The 17,313-nt window shown below is 54.8% G+C and carries 17 protein-coding genes; 13 read left to right on the plus strand and 4 right to left on the minus strand.

Going from position 1 to position 17,313, the window contains the following annotated elements:
* The first annotated feature begins 21 nt into the window (after positions 1–21).
* The 9 genes from infB (at position 22) to mtr (ending at position 11,430) form a co-directional block, all read left to right on the plus strand.
* Entirely contained in the window at positions 22–2,709 is a 2,688-nt protein-coding gene (gene infB, locus F3J28_RS16295) for a translation initiation factor IF-2 (RefSeq protein ID WP_166877795.1), read from the plus strand.
* Positions 2,710–2,774: 65 nt separating this feature from the next.
* Entirely contained in the window at positions 2,775–3,176 is a 402-nt protein-coding gene (gene rbfA / locus F3J28_RS16300) for a 30S ribosome-binding factor RbfA (RefSeq protein ID WP_008454782.1), read from the plus strand.
* Positions 3,176–4,120, plus strand: coding sequence for a tRNA pseudouridine(55) synthase TruB (truB, locus tag F3J28_RS16305; protein WP_008454781.1), 945 nt, complete (start codon positions 3,176–3,178; stop codon positions 4,118–4,120). The genes rbfA and truB overlap by 1 nt, the downstream gene beginning before the upstream one ends.
* Positions 4,121–4,274: 154 nt before the next feature.
* Complete coding sequence (rpsO, locus tag F3J28_RS16310) at positions 4,275–4,544, plus strand: 30S ribosomal protein S15 (protein ID WP_008454776.1); 270 nt, start codon at positions 4,275–4,277, stop codon at positions 4,542–4,544.
* A gap of 247 nt (positions 4,545–4,791) precedes the next feature.
* Complete coding sequence (gene pnp, locus F3J28_RS16315; RefSeq protein WP_008454773.1) at positions 4,792–6,921, plus strand: polyribonucleotide nucleotidyltransferase; 2,130 nt, start codon at positions 4,792–4,794, stop codon at positions 6,919–6,921.
* Positions 6,922–7,038: 117 nt separating this feature from the next.
* Positions 7,039–7,923 carry a lipoprotein NlpI gene (gene nlpI, locus F3J28_RS16320; protein ID WP_008454770.1) on the plus strand — a complete coding sequence of 295 codons (885 nt, stop codon included), beginning with the start codon at positions 7,039–7,041 and terminating at the stop codon, positions 7,921–7,923.
* Between the two features lie 110 nt (positions 7,924–8,033).
* Entirely contained in the window at positions 8,034–8,111 is a 78-nt protein-coding gene (yrbN, locus tag F3J28_RS16325; RefSeq protein ID WP_099458804.1) for a protein YrbN, read from the plus strand.
* Positions 8,104–10,032, plus strand: coding sequence for a DEAD/DEAH family ATP-dependent RNA helicase (locus F3J28_RS16330; protein WP_008454769.1), 1,929 nt, complete (start codon positions 8,104–8,106; stop codon positions 10,030–10,032). Before yrbN ends, F3J28_RS16330 begins: the two co-directional genes overlap by 8 nt.
* A gap of 153 nt (positions 10,033–10,185) precedes the next feature.
* On the plus strand, positions 10,186–11,430 hold the full coding sequence (mtr, locus tag F3J28_RS16335; RefSeq protein ID WP_166877798.1) for a tryptophan permease: 1,245 nt from the start codon (positions 10,186–10,188) through the stop codon (positions 11,428–11,430).
* A 41-nt stretch (positions 11,431–11,471) separates the two neighbouring features.
* Here the strand turns inward: mtr and F3J28_RS16340 are convergent, their stop codons facing one another.
* The 3 genes from F3J28_RS16340 to ubiU form a co-directional block, all read right to left on the minus strand.
* The gene (locus F3J28_RS16340; RefSeq protein ID WP_008454765.1) at positions 11,472–12,479 is read right to left on the minus strand and encodes a luciferase-like monooxygenase; all 1,008 of its coding nucleotides are present in this window, start codon (positions 12,477–12,479) and stop codon (positions 11,472–11,474) included.
* A 143-nt stretch (positions 12,480–12,622) separates the two neighbouring features.
* Positions 12,623–13,501 (minus strand): U32 family peptidase, encoded by an 879-nt coding sequence (locus tag F3J28_RS16345; protein ID WP_502706910.1) that lies wholly within the window; start codon positions 13,499–13,501, stop codon positions 12,623–12,625.
* A gap of 8 nt (positions 13,502–13,509) precedes the next feature.
* Positions 13,510–14,505, minus strand: a complete 996-nt coding sequence (gene ubiU / locus F3J28_RS16350) for a ubiquinone anaerobic biosynthesis protein UbiU (protein ID WP_008454763.1) — start codon at positions 14,503–14,505, stop codon at positions 13,510–13,512.
* Between the two features lie 255 nt (positions 14,506–14,760).
* On the opposite strand from ubiU, the gene ubiT reads away from it, so the two are divergent.
* Both ubiT and F3J28_RS16360 read left to right on the plus strand, forming a co-directional pair.
* Positions 14,761–15,285 carry a ubiquinone anaerobic biosynthesis accessory factor UbiT gene (gene ubiT, locus F3J28_RS16355; protein ID WP_039288056.1) on the plus strand — a complete coding sequence of 175 codons (525 nt, stop codon included), beginning with the start codon at positions 14,761–14,763 and terminating at the stop codon, positions 15,283–15,285.
* Positions 15,279–15,782 (plus strand): GNAT family N-acetyltransferase, encoded by a 504-nt coding sequence (locus tag F3J28_RS16360; RefSeq protein WP_008454760.1) that lies wholly within the window; start codon positions 15,279–15,281, stop codon positions 15,780–15,782. Before ubiT ends, F3J28_RS16360 begins: the two co-directional genes overlap by 7 nt.
* On the opposite strand, the gene F3J28_RS16365 is transcribed toward F3J28_RS16360, so the two are convergent.
* Positions 15,779–16,072 carry a GIY-YIG nuclease family protein gene (locus F3J28_RS16365; RefSeq protein ID WP_166877804.1) on the minus strand — a complete coding sequence of 98 codons (294 nt, stop codon included), beginning with the start codon at positions 16,070–16,072 and terminating at the stop codon, positions 15,779–15,781. The two genes, F3J28_RS16360 and F3J28_RS16365, sit on opposite strands and share 4 nt — an antisense overlap.
* A 53-nt stretch (positions 16,073–16,125) precedes the next feature.
* Here F3J28_RS16365 and F3J28_RS16370 point away from each other — a divergent pair, with 53 nt between their 5' ends.
* Positions 16,126–16,554, plus strand: a complete 429-nt coding sequence (locus F3J28_RS16370) for a YhbP family protein (RefSeq protein WP_039298129.1) — start codon at positions 16,126–16,128, stop codon at positions 16,552–16,554.
* A 20-nt stretch (positions 16,555–16,574) separates the two neighbouring features.
* On the plus strand, positions 16,575–17,228 hold the full coding sequence (locus tag F3J28_RS16375; protein ID WP_166877809.1) for an NAD(P)H-binding protein: 654 nt from the start codon (positions 16,575–16,577) through the stop codon (positions 17,226–17,228).
* Positions 17,229–17,313: the final 85 nt, after the last annotated feature.

Here is a 17,313-nt window from a genome sequence, read left to right on the forward strand (position 1 = left end):
ACTGTAGCAGGAAGGAACAGCATGACAGATGTAACCGTAAAAGCGCTGGCCGCAGAGATTCAGACCTCCGTGGACCGCCTGGTACAGCAATTTGCTGATGCAGGGATCCCGAAGTCTGCTGATGACTCCGTTTCGGCGCAAGAGAAACAAACGCTGCTGGCTCACCTGAACCACGAACATGGTTCAGGCCCAGACAAGTTGACTTTACAGCGCAAAACGCGCAGTACTTTAAACATTCCAGGTACCGGTGGGAAAAGTAAATCGGTACAAATCGAAGTCCGCAAGAAGCGCACCTTTGTGAAACGTGATCCGCAAGAGGCAGAACGCCTTGCTGCGGAAGAACAGGCGCAGCGTGAAGCGGAAGAGCAAGCCCAGCGTGAGGCAGAGGAAGCTGCCAAACGTGCGGCACAAGATAAAGCTAAGCGTGAAGCTGAAGAACAAGCTAAGCGCGAAGCCGCTGATAAAGCGAAACGTGAAGCTGCGGAAAAAGACAAAGTGAGCAATCAACAAACTGATGAAATGACGAAAGCCGCCCACGCCGAGAAGGCTCGCCGTGAAGCGGAAGCTGCTGAACTGAAGCGTAAAGCTGAAGAAGAAGCCCGTCGCAAACTCGAAGAAGATGCCCGTCGCGTGGCGGAAGAAGCCCGTAAAATGGCTGAAGCTAACGCTGGCGTTTGGGAAGAGCAGGAGAAGGTGGAAGACGACAAGTCTGACTATCACGTCACCACTTCCCAGCACGCTCGTCAGGCAGAAGACGAAAACGATCGTGAAGTTGAAGGCGGCCGTGGTCGTGGTCGTACTGCAGCTAAAGCGCCGCGTCAGAAAAAAGCTGGCGGTAAGCACGGCGAGTCTAAAGCTGACCGTGAAGAAGCTCGTGCAGCCGTTCGCGGTGGCAAAGGTAAGCGTAAGCCAAGCAGCCTGCAGCAGGGCTTCACCAAGCCAGCACAGGCCGTTAACCGTGACGTTGTGATTGGTGAAACCATCAGCGTTGCTGAACTGGCTAACAAAATGGCCGTTAAAGGCTCTCAGGTCATCAAAGCGATGATGAAGCTGGGCGCAATGGCGACCATCAACCAGGTTATCGATCAAGAAACCGCTCAGCTGGTTGCTGAAGAGATGGGCCACAAAGTTATCCTGCGTCGTGAGAACGAGCTGGAAGAAGCGGTAATGAGCGACCGTGACACCGGCGCTGCGGCAGAAACCCGTGCACCGGTTGTGACCATCATGGGTCACGTTGACCACGGTAAAACTTCTCTGCTGGACTACATCCGTTCTACTAAAGTTGCCTCCGGCGAAGCGGGTGGTATTACCCAGCACATCGGTGCTTACCACGTAGAAACCGACAACGGAATGGTTACCTTCCTGGATACCCCAGGTCACGCAGCATTTACTTCTATGCGTGCTCGTGGTGCTCAGGCAACGGATATCGTTGTTCTGGTTGTTGCTGCCGATGATGGCGTGATGCCACAGACTATCGAAGCTATCCAGCACGCAAAAGCGGCGCAGGTACCGGTAGTTGTCGCGGTGAACAAAATCGATAAGCCAGAAGCGGATCCGGATCGCGTTAAAAACGAACTGTCCCAGTATGGCATCATGCCGGAAGAGTGGGGCGGCGAAAGCCAGTTCATCCACGTTTCTGCAAAAGCCGGTACCGGTATCGACGACCTGCTGGATGCAATCCTGCTGCAGGCCGAGGTTCTGGAGCTGAAAGCCGTCCGTAAAGGTATGGCAAGCGGCGTGGTCATCGAATCCTTCCTGGATAAAGGCCGTGGTCCGGTTGCTACCGTTCTGGTGCGTGAAGGTACCCTGAACAAAGGCGATATCGTTCTGTGTGGCTTCGAATACGGCCGTGTACGTGCGATGCGTGACGAGATGGGGCGTGAAGTGACCGAAGCGGGTCCTTCTATTCCAGTTGAAATCCTCGGCCTGTCCGGCGTGCCTGCCGCTGGTGACGAAGTGACCGTTGTTCGTGACGAGAAGAAAGCTCGTGAAGTTGCTCTGTATCGTCAGGGTAAATTCCGTGAAGTGAAACTGGCTCGTCAGCAGAAATCCAAACTGGAAAACATGTTCGCCAACATGACCGAAGGCGAAGTGTCCGAAGTGAACATCGTGCTGAAGGCAGACGTTCAGGGTTCTGTGGAAGCAATCAGCGACTCCCTGCTGAAACTGTCTACCGATGAAGTTAAAGTTAAAATCATCGGTTCCGGCGTGGGTGGGATCACCGAAACTGACGCAACGCTGGCTGCAGCATCCAACGCCATTCTGGTTGGCTTCAACGTCCGTGCTGATGCGTCTGCGCGCCGCGTGATTGAAGCAGAAAGTCTGGATCTGCGTTACTACTCCGTTATCTATAACCTGATCGACGAAGTGAAAGCGGCAATGAGCGGTATGCTGTCTCCAGAGCTGAAACAGCAGATCATCGGCCTGGCTGAAGTTCGTGATGTCTTCAAATCACCGAAGTTTGGCGCGATTGCTGGCTGTATGGTTACCGAAGGTGTGGTGAAACGTCACAACCCAATCCGCGTACTGCGCGACAACGTGGTTATCTATGAAGGCGAGCTGGAATCCCTGCGCCGCTTCAAAGATGACGCAAGCGAAGTCCGTAACGGTATGGAATGTGGTATCGGCGTTAAGAACTACAACGACGTGCGCGTGGGCGATATGATCGAAGTCTTCGAAATTATCGAGATCAAGCGTACCATCTCCTGATAGCCGTACCGCATCAACTATCTTAGGGGGGCCGTGTGCCCCCCGTTTTGTCTGGAGAAATTATTATGGCGAAAGAATTTGGTCGCCCGCAGCGCGTTTCTCAGGAATTGCAGAAAGAAATTGCCATTATCCTGCAGCGTGAAATTAAAGACCCGCGTCTGGGCATGATGACCACCGTTTCTGGGGTCGAAGTCTCCCGTGACCTGGCGTATGCCAAAGTATTTGTGACCTTCCTGAACGACAAAGACGAAGATGCCATCAAAGAAGGCATCAAAGTTCTGCAGGACGCGTCGGGCTATATCCGAACTTTAGTTGGCAAGGCAATGCGTCTGCGCATCGTGCCTGAGCTGACCTTCTTCTACGATAACTCGCTGGTTGAAGGGATGCGCATGTCTAACCTGGTTTCCAATGTCATCCGTCATGATGACGAGCGTCGCGTGAATACGGACGACAGCAAGGAGGATTGATGAGTCGTCCTCGTCGTCGCGGTCGTGATATTCATGGTGTACTGTTGCTCGATAAGCCTCAGGGCCTTTCGTCCAACGACGCACTGCAAAAAGTAAAACGTCTTTATAACGCGAACCGCGCGGGTCATACCGGGGCGCTGGATCCGCTGGCGACCGGTATGCTGCCGATTTGCCTTGGTGAAGCGACGAAGTTCTCCCAGTACCTGCTGGACTCCGACAAACGTTATCGCGTGATTGCCAAACTTGGGCAGCGCACGGACACGTCAGATGCCGACGGCATTGTGGTTCAGGAGCGCCCGGTTAACTTTAGCACCGAGCAGCTTGCTGCCGCGCTGGAGAGCTTCCGCGGGGATACCGAGCAGGTTCCATCGATGTACTCTGCGCTTAAGCATCAGGGTAAGCCCCTGTACGAATATGCGCGCGCGGGGATTGAGGTTGAACGTGAAGCTCGCCCAATCACGGTGTACGAGCTGTTGTTTATTCGCCATGAAGGGGATGAACTGGAGCTGGAAGTCCATTGCTCTAAGGGAACGTACATTCGTACAATCGTTGACGATCTCGGTGAAAAACTTGGCTGTGGGGCGCATGTTATCTTCCTGCGTCGTCTGGCTGTAAGTAAATATCCGATTGAGCGGATGGTCACTCTGGAGCAGCTTAATGAGCTGGTAGAACAGGCACATCGACAGGAGCGCGAGCCAGCGGAAATGCTGGATCCGCTGCTGATGCCGATGGACAGCCCAGCCTCCGATTTCCCGCTGGTGAATTTGCTGCCTGAAGTTGCCGTCTACTTTAAAAACGGTAATCCAGTTCGGGTGGCAGGCGTTCAGGCCGAAGGGTTGGTGCGCGTCACCGAAGGCGAAGAGAAGAAATTCATCGGTATGGGTGAAATCGATGGCGAGGGCCGGGTTGCTCCGCGTCGTCTGGTCGTCGAATATCCCGTCTGACTTTTGCCGCTACCTTGCGGTAAAAGGGCGCTACAGGTAAAATAGCGCGGCTTAACGGCTGGCCGATTGTTTAACAAACGGCTCAGGCGTGCACTGGGGTTGCTGAATTAGAGATCGGCACCCTGTTTATTTATCTATAATGTTGGAGTTGAAAATGTCTCTAAGCGTTGAAGCTAAAGCTAAAATCGTTTCCGAGTTTGGTCGTGGTACTAACGACAGCGGTTCTACCGAAGTTCAGGTTGCACTGCTGACTGCACAGATTAACCACCTGCAGGGTCACTTTGCAGAGCACAAAAAAGATCACCACAGCCGTCGTGGTCTGCTGCGTATGGTTTCTCAGCGTCGTAAACTGCTCGACTACCTGAAACGTAAAGATGTAGCACGTTACACTGGCCTGATCGAGCGCCTGGGTCTGCGTCGCTAGTTCTTGCGAGTTTCAGAAAAAGGGGCCTGTAAGGGCCCCTTTTTTCAACCAGACGGCAGCAATTCTATGGAAACTAATGTATTGTTGCTGAGTGTGATCTTTATTGCAGAGGTTCGCGCGGCTAATGAGAGGCTTTACCCGTCAGAGCGGGTTAGGATTGTCATTAGTCGCGAGGATGCGATGAAGGTCGGGTACCAACGGCGGCGCGTGAAGCCACGTGCTGCCCGTCATTTTAAAGGATCTTATTTTGCTGAATCCGATCGTTCGTAAATTCCAGTATGGCCAGCATACGGTCACGCTTGAAACCGGCATGATGGCTCGCCAGGCTACCGCTGCTGTAATGGTAAGCATGGATGACACCGCGGTATTCGTTACCGTTGTTGGCCAGAAAAAAGCCAAGCCAGGCCAGGACTTCTTCCCGCTGACCGTTAACTATCAGGAGCGTACCTACGCTGCTGGTCGTATCCCAGGTAGCTTCTTCCGTCGTGAAGGCCGTCCAAGCGAAGGTGAAACCCTGATTGCGCGTCTGATTGACCGCCCGGTTCGCCCGCTGTTCCCTGAAGGTTTCGTCAACGAAGTGCAGGTTATCGCCACCGTTGTCTCCGTTAACCCGCAGGTTCACCCTGATATCGTAGCCATGATCGGTGCTTCTGCAGCACTGAGCCTGTCCGGTATTCCGTTTAACGGCCCAATCGGTGCCGCTCGTGTGGGTTACATCAATGACCAGTACGTGCTGAACCCGACCGCTGAAGAACTGAAAACCAGCAAGCTGGATCTGGTTGTTGCCGGTACCGAAAGCGCAGTGCTGATGGTTGAATCCGAAGCTGAACTGCTGAGCGAAGACCAGATGCTGGGTGCCGTTGTCTTCGGTCACGATCAGCAGCAGGTTGTTATCAAAGAAATCAACGCGCTGGTTGCCGAAGCCGGCAAACCACGTTGGGACTGGCAGCCTGAGGCCGTGAACGAAGCGCTGAATGCGCGCGTTGCCGCGCTGGCTGAATCCCGTCTGAGCGATGCTTACCGCATCACTGAGAAGCAAGAGCGTTATGCACAGGTTGACGTCATCAAAGCTGACGTTATCGCAACGCTGACCGCAGAAGACGAATCTCTGGATGCCGCTGAACTGTCTGACATTCTGCACGCTATCGAGAAAAACGTTGTTCGTAGCCGCATCCTGGCTGGTGAACTGCGCATCGATGGCCGCGAAAAAGACATGATTCGTGGTCTGGACGTGCGTACTGGTGTTCTGCCGCGCACTCACGGTTCTGCACTGTTCACTCGTGGTGAAACTCAGGCGCTGGTTACCGCCACGCTGGGTACTGCACGTGACGCACAGACGCTGGACGAGCTGATGGGCGAGCGCACTGACAGCTTCCTGTTCCACTACAACTTCCCTCCGTACTCCGTAGGCGAGACCGGGATGGTAGGTTCGCCTAAGCGTCGTGAAATTGGTCACGGCCGTCTGGCGAAGCGTGGCGTTCTGGCCGTTATGCCAGAAGCTGACAAATTCCCGTACACCGTTCGTGTGGTTTCTGAAATCACCGAATCTAACGGTTCTTCTTCCATGGCCTCTGTGTGCGGTGCATCTCTGGCACTGATGGACGCTGGTGTGCCAATCAAAGCCGCCGTTGCGGGCATCGCGATGGGCCTGGTGAAAGAAGGCGACAACTTTGTTGTTCTGTCCGACATTCTGGGTGACGAAGATCACCTGGGTGACATGGACTTCAAAGTAGCCGGTAGCCGTGAAGGTATCTCTGCGCTGCAGATGGATATCAAAATCGAAGGTATCACCCGCGAAATCATGCAGGTGGCTCTGAACCAGGCTAAGGGTGCGCGTCTGCACATTCTGGGCGTTATGGAGCAGGCTATCGACGCACCGCGTGGCGATATTTCTGAGTTCGCACCACGTATTCACACCATTAAAATCAACCCAGACAAGATCAAAGACGTGATCGGTAAGGGTGGGGCTGTGATTCGTGCGCTGACTGAAGAAACCGGCACCACCATCGAAATCGAAGATGACGGTACCGTTAAAATCGCAGCGACCGACGGCGACAAAGCGAAACACGCTATCCGTCGTATCGAAGAGATCACCGCGGAAATCGAAGTGGGCCGTATCTATAACGGTAAAGTCACTCGTATCGTTGATTTCGGTGCGTTTGTTGCTATCGGCGGCGGTAAAGAAGGTCTGGTTCACATCTCTCAAATCGCCGACAAGCGCGTAGAGAAAGTGACTGACTATCTGCAGATGGGTCAGGAAGTTCCGGTGAAAGTACTGGAAGTTGACCGTCAGGGCCGCGTCCGTTTAAGCATTAAAGAAGCAACCGAGCAGTCTCCGGCAGAAGGTGCAGCACCAGCCGCGCCAGAAGCTGAGTAAGGTTTGCCAATTAAGCTCTCCATGGTGACATGGAGAGCTGTTTGTTACGGGACAGGATGTCTCGTTTGCAGCCGGGGGACAGGACGTTCATCCATTTGTTGTCTTCGGGAGTAGGAAATGAAGCCTTTTTTGCGCTGGTGTTTCGTTGCGACAGCTATCACGCTGGCCGGATGCAGCAACTCTGCCTGGCGTAAGAACGAAGTATTAGCGGTGCCATTGCAGCCTACGCTGCAGCAGGAAGTGATTCTGGCACGCATGGAACAAATACTTGCCAGTCGGGCTTTAACCGATGACGAACGCGCACAGCTTTTATATGAGCGCGGAGTGTTGTATGATAGCCTCGGTCTGAGGGCTCTGGCGCGGAATGATTTTTCACAAGCGCTGGCCATCCGTCCCGATATGCCTGAAGTATTCAATTACTTAGGCATTTATTTAACGCAGGCAGGCAATTTTGATGCTGCCTATGAAGCGTTTGATTCTGTACTTGAGCTTGATCCAACTTACAACTACGCGCACTTAAATCGCGGTATCGCCCTCTATTACGGTGGTCGTTATCGTTTAGCGCAAGATGATCTGCTGGCGTTTTATCAAGACGATCCCAACGATCCTTTCCGTAGCCTGTGGCTCTATATTGCTGAACGCAATTTGGACGAAAAACAGGCCAAAGTGGCGCTACAACAGCGTCTCGAGAAATCGGATAGAGAGCAATGGGGATGGAATATTGTCGAGTTCTACCTGGGCAACATTAGCGAAAAAGAGCTAATGGAACGCCTCAAGGCGGACGCAACGGATAACACCTCGCTCGCTGAGCATCTCAGTGAAACCAACTTCTATTTAGGTAAGTACTACCTAAGTCTGGGGGATAAGGACAGCGCCAAGGCACTGTTCAAGTTAGCGGTTGCTAACAACGTACACAACTACGTTGAGCATCGTTATGCATTGTTGGAATTAGCGCTCTTGGGCCAGGAGCAAGACGACCTGGCAGAATCGGACCAGCAATAGCTGACGAACAACGATCGTCCCATAAACTTTTTAACTAAAGTCATCACCTTCACGGGTGAGGGCGTTTTTGTTCGTTAATCAATCAAATTTGAGCCGGTTCACACTTTTCAATGAAAATTGCAGATCAATTTCACGATGAGTTACGTAGACTGGCCGCCATCAACGAGGCACATGTACTACATGACTGATATCATCGAAACCACTTTTTCTGATCTGGGGCTGCACGCCTCCATCATTCAGGCCCTGAACGATCTGGGCTACGAAAAGCCATCACCCATTCAGGCTGAGTGTATCCCACACCTGCTGAATGGCCGCGACGTTCTGGGTATGGCCCAGACCGGTAGTGGTAAAACCGCAGCGTTCTCTCTGCCGCTGCTGAACAACCTCGATCCTGAGCTGAAAGCACCGCAAATCCTGGTGCTGGCCCCGACCCGCGAACTGGCGGTTCAGGTTGCTGAAGCCATGACGGATTTCTCTAAACACATGCACGGCGTGAACGTTGTTGCCCTTTACGGCGGTCAGCGTTATGACGTGCAGCTGCGCGCTCTGCGTCAGGGACCACAGATTGTTGTGGGTACCCCAGGGCGTCTGCTTGACCACCTGAAACGCGGCACTCTGAACCTGTCCGGCCTGAAAGGTCTGGTCCTGGACGAAGCGGACGAAATGCTGCGTATGGGCTTCATCGAAGACGTTGAAACCATCATGGCGCAGATCCCGGCTGAACATCAGACCGCGCTGTTCTCTGCCACCATGCCGGAAGCGATTCGTCGTATTACCCGTCGCTTCATGAAAGATCCTCAGGAAGTGCGCATTCAGTCCAGCGTGACTACTCGCCCGGACATCAGCCAGAGCTTCTGGTCTGTTTATGGCATGCGTAAAAACGAAGCGCTGGTTCGTTTCCTGGAAGCAGAAGACTTTGATGCGGCGATTATCTTCGTTCGTACCAAAAACGCTACTCTGGAAGTGGCTGAAGCGCTGGAGCGTAGCGGTTATAACAGCGCCGCGCTGAACGGTGACATGAACCAGGCGCTGCGTGAGCAGACCCTGGAGCGCCTGAAAGATGGTCGTCTGGATATCCTGATCGCCACCGACGTTGCGGCCCGTGGCCTGGACGTGGAGCGTATCAGCCTGGTTGTTAACTACGATATCCCGATGGACTCCGAGTCTTACGTTCACCGTATCGGCCGTACCGGTCGTGCTGGCCGTGCTGGCCGTGCGCTGCTGTTCGTTGAGAACCGCGAGCGTCGCCTGCTGCGCAACATCGAACGCACCATGAAGCTGACGATTCCTGAAGTAGAACTGCCAAACGCAGATCTGCTGGGTGAGCGTCGTCTGGCTAAATTCGCCGCTAAAGTTCAGCAGCAGCTGGAAAGCAGCGATCTGGATCTGTACCGTGGCCTGCTGGCAAAAATTCAGCCTTCCGCTGAAGAAGAGCTGGACATCGAAACGCTGGCTGCAGCACTGCTGAAAATGGCTCAGGGTGAACGTCCTCTGATTCTGCCACCAGATGCACCTATGCGCCCACGTCGCGAATTCAAAGAGCGTGACGATCGCTTCGAACGTCGTGGCGACCGTAATGACCGTGGCCCGCGTGGCGACCGTCCAGAGCGTGGTGGTGAAGATCGTCCGCGTCGCGAACGTCGTGATGCTGGCGATATGGAACTGTACCGCATTGAAGTGGGCCGTGATGATGGGGTTGAAGTTCGTCACATCGTTGGCGCTATCGCTAACGAAGGCGACATCAGCAGCCGTTACATCGGTAACATCAAACTGTTCGGGACTCACTCCACCATTGAGCTGCCGAAAGGCATGCCGGGTGAAGTTCTGCAGCACTTTACCCGCACTCGTATTCTGAACAAGCCGATGAATATGCAACTGCTGGGTGACGCGCAGCCTCGTCCAGAGCGCAGTGGCGAACGCCGTGGCGGTCGTGACGGCGGTGGCCGTGGCTTCGGCGGCGAGCGTCGTGAAGGCGGTCGTGGCCCACGTCGCGAAGGCGCTGGTGCCGGTGCTGGCCGTAGCTTCAGCGGTGAACGCCGTGAAGGTGGTCGTGGCCCGCGTCGCGAAGACGGAGCTGCAACCGCACGCCGTCGCTTCGGTGATGCATAATTTACCTATAATCTGCCGTATTATTTTTAAACGGCAGTGATAAAAGCCCCGGTTATTGCAATCGGGGTTTTTTTTATCCCTTTTGTACTCATGTACTGGTACAATGAACCACATAAGACAATTTCGTCGTGCTCAGTTTTTCAGGGATTCGATATGACAACGTTAACCGCCCCCGGCACAAAGCCTTCGTTAATTGGCGGGGTGATGATCATCGGTGGGACAATCATTGGTGCAGGGATGTTTTCGCTCCCGGTGGTGATGTCGGGGGCCTGGTTCTTTTGGTCGCTGGCTGCGCTGGTCTTCACCTGGTTCTGCATGCTGCATTCCGGGCTGATGATCCTGGAGGCGAACCTAAACTACCGCATCGGCTCCAGCTTCGACACTATCACTAAAGATCTGCTGGGGCGCGGCTGGAACGCGATCAACGGCCTGTCGATTGCGTTTGTGCTTTATATCCTGACTTACGCCTATATTTCTGCCAGCGGCTCCATCCTGCATCATACGTTTTCAGAGATGTCGCTGGATGTGCCGGCTCGTCTGGCGGGGCTGGCCTTTGCGCTGGCTGTGGCGTTTATCGTCTGGCTGAGTACCAAAGCGGTTAGCCGCATGACGGCCATTGTGCTTGGTGCCAAAGTCATTACTTTCTTCCTGACCTTCGGCAGCCTGCTTGGGCACGTCACGCCAGTAACGCTATTTAATGTGGCGGAGAGCAATGCCTCCTACACGCCCTATTTATTAATGACGCTGCCGTTCTGCCTGGCCTCTTTTGGCTATCACGGCAATGTACCTAGCCTGATGAAGTATTACGGCAAAGATCCACGCACCATTATTCGCTGCCTGGTTTACGGCACGCTGATGGCGCTGGGGCTGTATACCATCTGGCTGCTGGGAACGATGGGGAATATTCCACGCCCTGAGTTTATTGGCATCGCGGAGAAGGGCGGCAACATTGACGTGCTGGTGCAGGCGCTGAGCGGCGTGCTCAACAGCCGAAGCCTGGATTTGTTACTGGTGGTGTTCTCGAACTTTGCGGTGGCGAGTTCATTCCTCGGCGTCACGTTGGGGTTGTTCGATTACCTGGCGGACCTGTTTGGGTTTGACGATTCCGCACTGGGGCGTTTGAAAACGGCGCTGCTGACTTTCGTCCCGCCGATTGTCGGTGGCCTGCTATGGCCGAATGGCTTCCTGTATGCGATTGGCTATGCGGGACTGGCGGCGACTATCTGGGCGGCCATTGTCCCTGCGCTGCTGGCGAGAAAATCACGTAAACGCTTTGGCAGCCCGAAATTCCGCGTCTGGGGTGGCAAGCCGATGATTGCCCTGATTCTGATCTTTGGCGTGGGCAATGCGCTGGTACACATCCTGTCTACCTTCGACGTCCTGCCGGTTTATAAATAAATACTAACGGGCCCTCCGAGCTGAGAGGGCCCCACACCACGTTAGCCTAAAAGCTCTTCTTTCACCTGCATGGCCAAATCGAACGAATGTAAGCGCGCCTGGTGATCGAAAATCTGGCCGTTAACCATAATTTCATCCGCTTCAGTTTCGCGCAGAACGGACTCCAGGCCGTGGCGCACCTTCGCTTTATCCCCCACCAGAGACATGCTCAGTGCCTGCTGAACCCCATATTGCTCAGAGGCAGACCAAAGCTGATGCATATTCTCCACCGGTGGCGGAAGCTGCCCGGTTTCACCGCGACGGAGGCGAACAAAAGCCTGCTGCATGGAAGTAAACAGGAACTCGGCATCGCGGGTGCTGTCTGCCGCCACGATATTGATGCAGACCATCGCGTAAGGTTTTGCCAGCCGCTCGGACGGCTTGAAGTTTTCGCGATAAAGCTGCAGCGCCCGGAACAGCATGTCTGGCGCAAAGTGCGAGGCAAAAGCAAACGGCAAGCCCAGCTGTGCCGCCAGTTGAGCGCCGTACAGGCTGGAGCCTAATAGCCAGACCGGCACCTTTTCGCCATAACCCGGCACGGGGCGTACATGCGGGTTCGGATCGCGGGCGTCAAACCAGTCCACCAGCTCAGCAACATCCCGGGGGAAGTTATCCACGTCGCCGCTCATATGGCGTCGCAGCGCCCTCATGGTCGGCTGATCGCTGCCCGGCGCACGGCCAAGCCCGAGATCGATACGCCCCGGATAAAGCGCATTGAGGGTACCGAACTGCTCGGCAATCACCAGCGGGGAATGGTTTGGCAGCATCACGCCGCCGGAACCTAAATGCAGGGTGGTAGTATTCGCGGCCAGATAGCCAATCAGTACCGAGGTTGCCGCGCTGGCAATACCGACCATATTGTGGTGTTCCGCCAACCAATAGCGGTGGTAGCCGCGCTTTTCAGCCAGCCGGGCGAGATCCAGAGAGTGGGAAAAAGCCTCCTGCGCCGAGGAGCCTTGAGGGATCGGCGCTAAATCCAGCACCGAGAAAGCAACATTTTTGTCAGTCATAACCGCTCACTTTTGTTACAGCGTAGTCATCAGATTGAAGGTCTTCTTCCAGCCTGGCGCAGGAATACCGCGCCGGCCAGAAAAGCTGCACCTTTAATAGTGCATTAAACGATGACCAAATTTGTTAACAAAGTGAGCTATTATCAGGCCTGGAGCTCCAGCCCGGCGACGCGTCGCCAGTAGCCGTTACAGTCGCTGTGGTTGGCCAGCGGCAGCGGTGCGCTACCGTTTTCATTAGCGCGGAAAGCGTTCAAAATATCCAGCGTCCCTAAGCCCATCGGCGATAGGCGAACAATATCCACCAGCCCTTTCATCGACGTCAGCTCATTGCCGAGGTTATAGACATAGCCGCTCATGGTTTGAATGCCGTTCAGCACAAAGACCTGCTGTTGCTCCTGAGAGCGCATATCCCGGCCGTTCGGATACTTAATGCAGCAAGTTTCACATTCGTCCTTGGCGCGGTCTTCGGAGCGGGCGGTAAAGCAGCGGGCGGAATAAGCCAGCGGCAGATGGCCGTAGCTCAGCACTTCCACTTCGAATTTGTCACGAATGCCGAGCTCATCGCACTGCTGGAGCATATTGGTTAGCCAGTCGCGGGAAAGCTCGACCGGCATACACCAGCGCGTCATGCCCTGTTTTAATAACAGGCGCAGCGTCACGGCGTTATAGCAGTTGAGCGCATGCCCGGCGACAAACGGCAGTTTGCGTTCGGCGGCCATATTCACGCTGCCGATATCATTGGCTTCAATCAGAAAGTCGCCGTTTTCTACATAGCGCTTCAGTTCCCCCAATTCTGACGGAGCCTGCACCAGCGCCAGCGTGGAAAGCACCACCTGCTTGCCCTGGCCTGCGAGCATTTTCGCCATATCCAGCCAGTCGCCAACTTTGGTTGCCCGGCGCTTGCTGCATACCGCTTCGCCCAGGTAAATCACATCGGCCCGACTTTTCGCCGCGGCCTGATAAAACTTTTCCAGCGTCTCTTTTGGCCAATAGTAAAGCACCGGCCCTAATGAATATTTCATGCTTTTCCCTACTGCCATTTGCGGTGATAGGCACCAAGCGTTGTTTGCGTGCCTTCGGCCATAGATCCCAGGGTCTCCATCCAGGTAGGTTGGGCCTGGTAGCCTTTGGGATCGGCCATACAGCGATCGATAGCCTGGCGCCAGACTTTTGCCACCTGAGTCACATAAGCCGGACTGCGCTGGCGGCCCTCGATTTTCACCGACGCAATATTGGCGGCGAGCAGCTCCGGCAGCAGTTCGAGCGTGTTAAGGCTGGTGGGTTCTTCCAGCGCGTGGTAAGGCCTGTCGTCAACCAGATAACGCCCTTTGCAGAGAGTGGGGTAGCCCGCATTTTCGCCGTCCTGATAGCGGTCAATCAGCACGTCGTTGAGACGGGACTCCAGGCCCTGGGACGTCTGTTGCCAGCGTACAAAGCGAGCGGGGGAGCAGGCACCCACGGTATTTGGCGACTCGCCGGTAAGGTAAGACGAAAGATAGCAACGCCCTTCCGCCATAATGCACAGGCTGCCAAAAGCGAAGACTTCCAGCGGTACTGGCGTGACGCGAGCGAGCTGTTTGACCTGATGAATAGAAAGCACGCGCGGGAGCACCACGCGGGCAACATCGAAGTGGCGATGATAGAACCGGATCGCTTCTTCATTGGTGGCCGAAGCCTGCACCGATACATGGCGCTCGATGTGTGGATAGCGCTCAGCGGCATATTCCAGCATGGCTAAATCTGCCAGGATCAGCGCATCGGCACCCAGTTGGGCGGCCATATCAACTGCCCGCTGCCAGCGGGAGTAGCCGTCCGGGTGGGCAAAAGTATTGATGGCAATATGCAGCTTACGGCCGCGAAGATGCACGTAGCTGACGGCTTCCTGCAGCTTTTTCTCGGTGAAATTAAGACCGGCAAAATGACGCGCATTGGTATCATCTTTCAGGCCGATGTACACCGCATCTGCACCGTTATCGATGGCCGCTTTCAACGCCGGAAGGTTTCCGGCCGGGCAAAGCAACTCCATATTTTATCCTGAATCATAGGGGGCATGAATACGTGCCCGCGCTGCACAGGGACGGGCAGCATAATTGTTAACGAACCGGGATTTTAGTTAACCTGTCGGCGACAATTTTTGATTTGGGGCAGAGAAAGGCGTATTGCTTAGTGTAGCCGCCGCCAATTCGGCCCTGCAGCAACCTGCGGAATTGTTGATTTGGCGCGCCATCGGGAATTGTCGTTATGGCAAAATAGCGACAAATCTTTTAAAGGAGTTAAACCCGTGTTCGATAAACTGCGTTCTCGCCTGGTTCAGGCTGGTCCTTCTTTGCTGCGGGTTCCGGTCAAGCTAACCCCTTTTGCCGTTAAGCGTCAGGTCCTGGAGCAGGTGCTGGGCTGGCAGTTCCGTCAGGCGCTGCAGGATGGCGAGCTGGACTTTCTGGCAGGCCGCTGGCTAAGTATTGAAGTGCGCGATCTGGGCCTGAAGTGGTTTACTTCCGTTGAGGACAATAAGCTGCTGGTGTGCGACGATGCACCTGCAGATGTGAGCTTTAGCGCTGAGGCCAACGATCTGTTGCTGATCGCCGCTCGCAAGCAGGATCCTGATACCCTGTTTTTCCAGCGTCGTCTGGTCATTGAAGGCGACACGGAACTCGGGTTATATGTGAAGAATCTAATGGATGCCATTGAGCTGGACGCCATGCCTAAACCGCTGCGCATCCTGCTATTACAGCTGGCTGATTTTGTTGAGGCGGGTTTGAAACACAACGCCGCCCCTGAAGGTAATTCGATAGGTGAGCCATGTTAATTCGTGTAGAAATTCCCATTGACGCACCCGGCATCGACGCGCTGCTGCGCCGTTCCTTTGAAGGTGAGGGTGAAGCTGAGCTGGTGAAAGCACTGCGGGAAGACGGGCTGTTAACGCTGGGTCTCGTCGCCACCGACGATGAAGGGCAGGTGATTGGCTACGTGGCCTTTAGCCCGGTCGCTGTAGAAGGCGAAGAGCTGCAGTGGGTGGGGCTTGCACCGCTGGCGGTAGATGAGTCGGTTCGCGGGCAGGGCATTGCCAAACAGCTGGTATACGAAGGGCTGGATTCTCTGAATGAGTTTGGCTATGCCGCCGTGGTCACGCTGGGTTCGCCGGAGATGTATGGTCATCTTGGCTTCCAGCCTGCGGCCCGTTACGATCTGCGCTGCCGCTGGCCTGGCACCGAAGCGGCATTCCAGGTTCATCCGCTGGCGGATGATGCCCTGAACGGCGTCAGTGGCCTGGTAGAATATTCTGACCACTTCAACACCGTTTAGCGAGTTTCCCCTTGAAGGCTTGTCAGCAGGTCTTCAAGGGCTATCTTGCCCACGACCAGCCGCTCTTTCTCGGCCTTGCTCAACTGTTTAATTCGGTATTCGGCCCGCAGCGCCAGTGACCGGTTGCCCACCACCTGGCTAAATACCAGATCCAGCTCCCCCTTGCCTCGCAGCGCCTTGGCTCCTTTCCCTGACTGATGCTGGGCAAAGCGGCGAGCTACGTCGGTGGTGATGCCGGTATAAAGGCGGTTATCGGGGCAGCGAATTAAATAGAGATACCAGGGAGTCATAGGGCGGGCGCATAATTAACATTTGTCGCAGAGTAACACTGTTCAGGATGACGATGGAATCACTCAATGCCATCAGCCGCTGGCTGACAAAACAACATGTTCTCAGCTACTGCGTGGGCAGTGGGCACTCGCTTTGGTGCGCGAACGCGTTTTACATTTTCGACCCTGAACGCGTGGCCTTTTATCTGTTGAGCGAGACTTCATCCCGCCACGGTGAGCTGATTGGGGAGCAGGCCCCGGTCGCCGGGACGATAAACGGCCAGCCCAAAACCGTGGCGCTTATCCGGGGCGTACAGTTCCGGGGGGAAATTCGTCTGCTGGCGGCAGAAGAAGCGGCTGACTTTCGTATTCGCTACCTGAAGCGTTTCCCGATAGCCAAAGTCATGTCGGCCCCGATGTGGGAAATTCGGCTGGATGAGCTAAAAATGACGGACAACACGCTCGGCTTCGGGAAAAAGCTACACTGGCTACGTGACGAGTAAATTCATTCTCAGGAGGCAGTATGAGTCGTGTTCTGATCGTCGGCGCCACGGGGCTTGTGGGCGGCCATTTACTCCGCCTGCTTAGTCAGGACTCGCGCGTTACCTCGATTGTGGCACCCACCCGCCGTCCGCTTCCGGTAGTGCTGAACAAGGTTGTTAATCCACACGATCCACAGCTGTCAGACGCGTTCGCGCAGGTCACGGAACCGGTTGATACGGTCTTTTGCTGCCTGGGTACAACGCTTCGCGAGGCCGGCAGCAAAGAGGCGTTTATCCTGGTCGATTACACACTTGTCGTGGACGCCGCTCTTACGGGCCAGCGGCTTGGGGCAAAACAGATGCTGGTGGTCAGCGCGCTGGGCGCGAACAGCCGCTCGCCGTACTTCTACAACCGCGTGAAGGGGGAAATGGAAGATACGCTGATAGCGCAAACCTGGCCGCGTCTGACTATTGCCCGCCCCTCAATGCTGCTGGGACATCGCCAAACCCGTCGCTTAAACGAAGTCGTCATGCTGCCGATTTTTAAAATGCTGCCCGGCAATCTCAAAGCCATTGAATCGCTGGACGTGGCAAAAGCCCTGCTTTTTGAAGCGTTCAACCCTGCTCGTGAAGGAGTAACGATTGTTAATTCTGCCGAACTTCGAGAACGGGCTCAGCACTTTGCTGTGGAGTAATTTTTCCAGACAGCTTATGTGGCATTATTTACGTTGCTGTTATAAATAAAAGCCACGTAGTAACGTGGCTTTTTAATAGCTAAAG

Source organism: Enterobacter sp. Ap-1006 (assembly GCF_011752835.1).
In the GTDB taxonomy this organism is placed as follows: domain Bacteria; phylum Pseudomonadota; class Gammaproteobacteria; order Enterobacterales; family Enterobacteriaceae; genus Cedecea.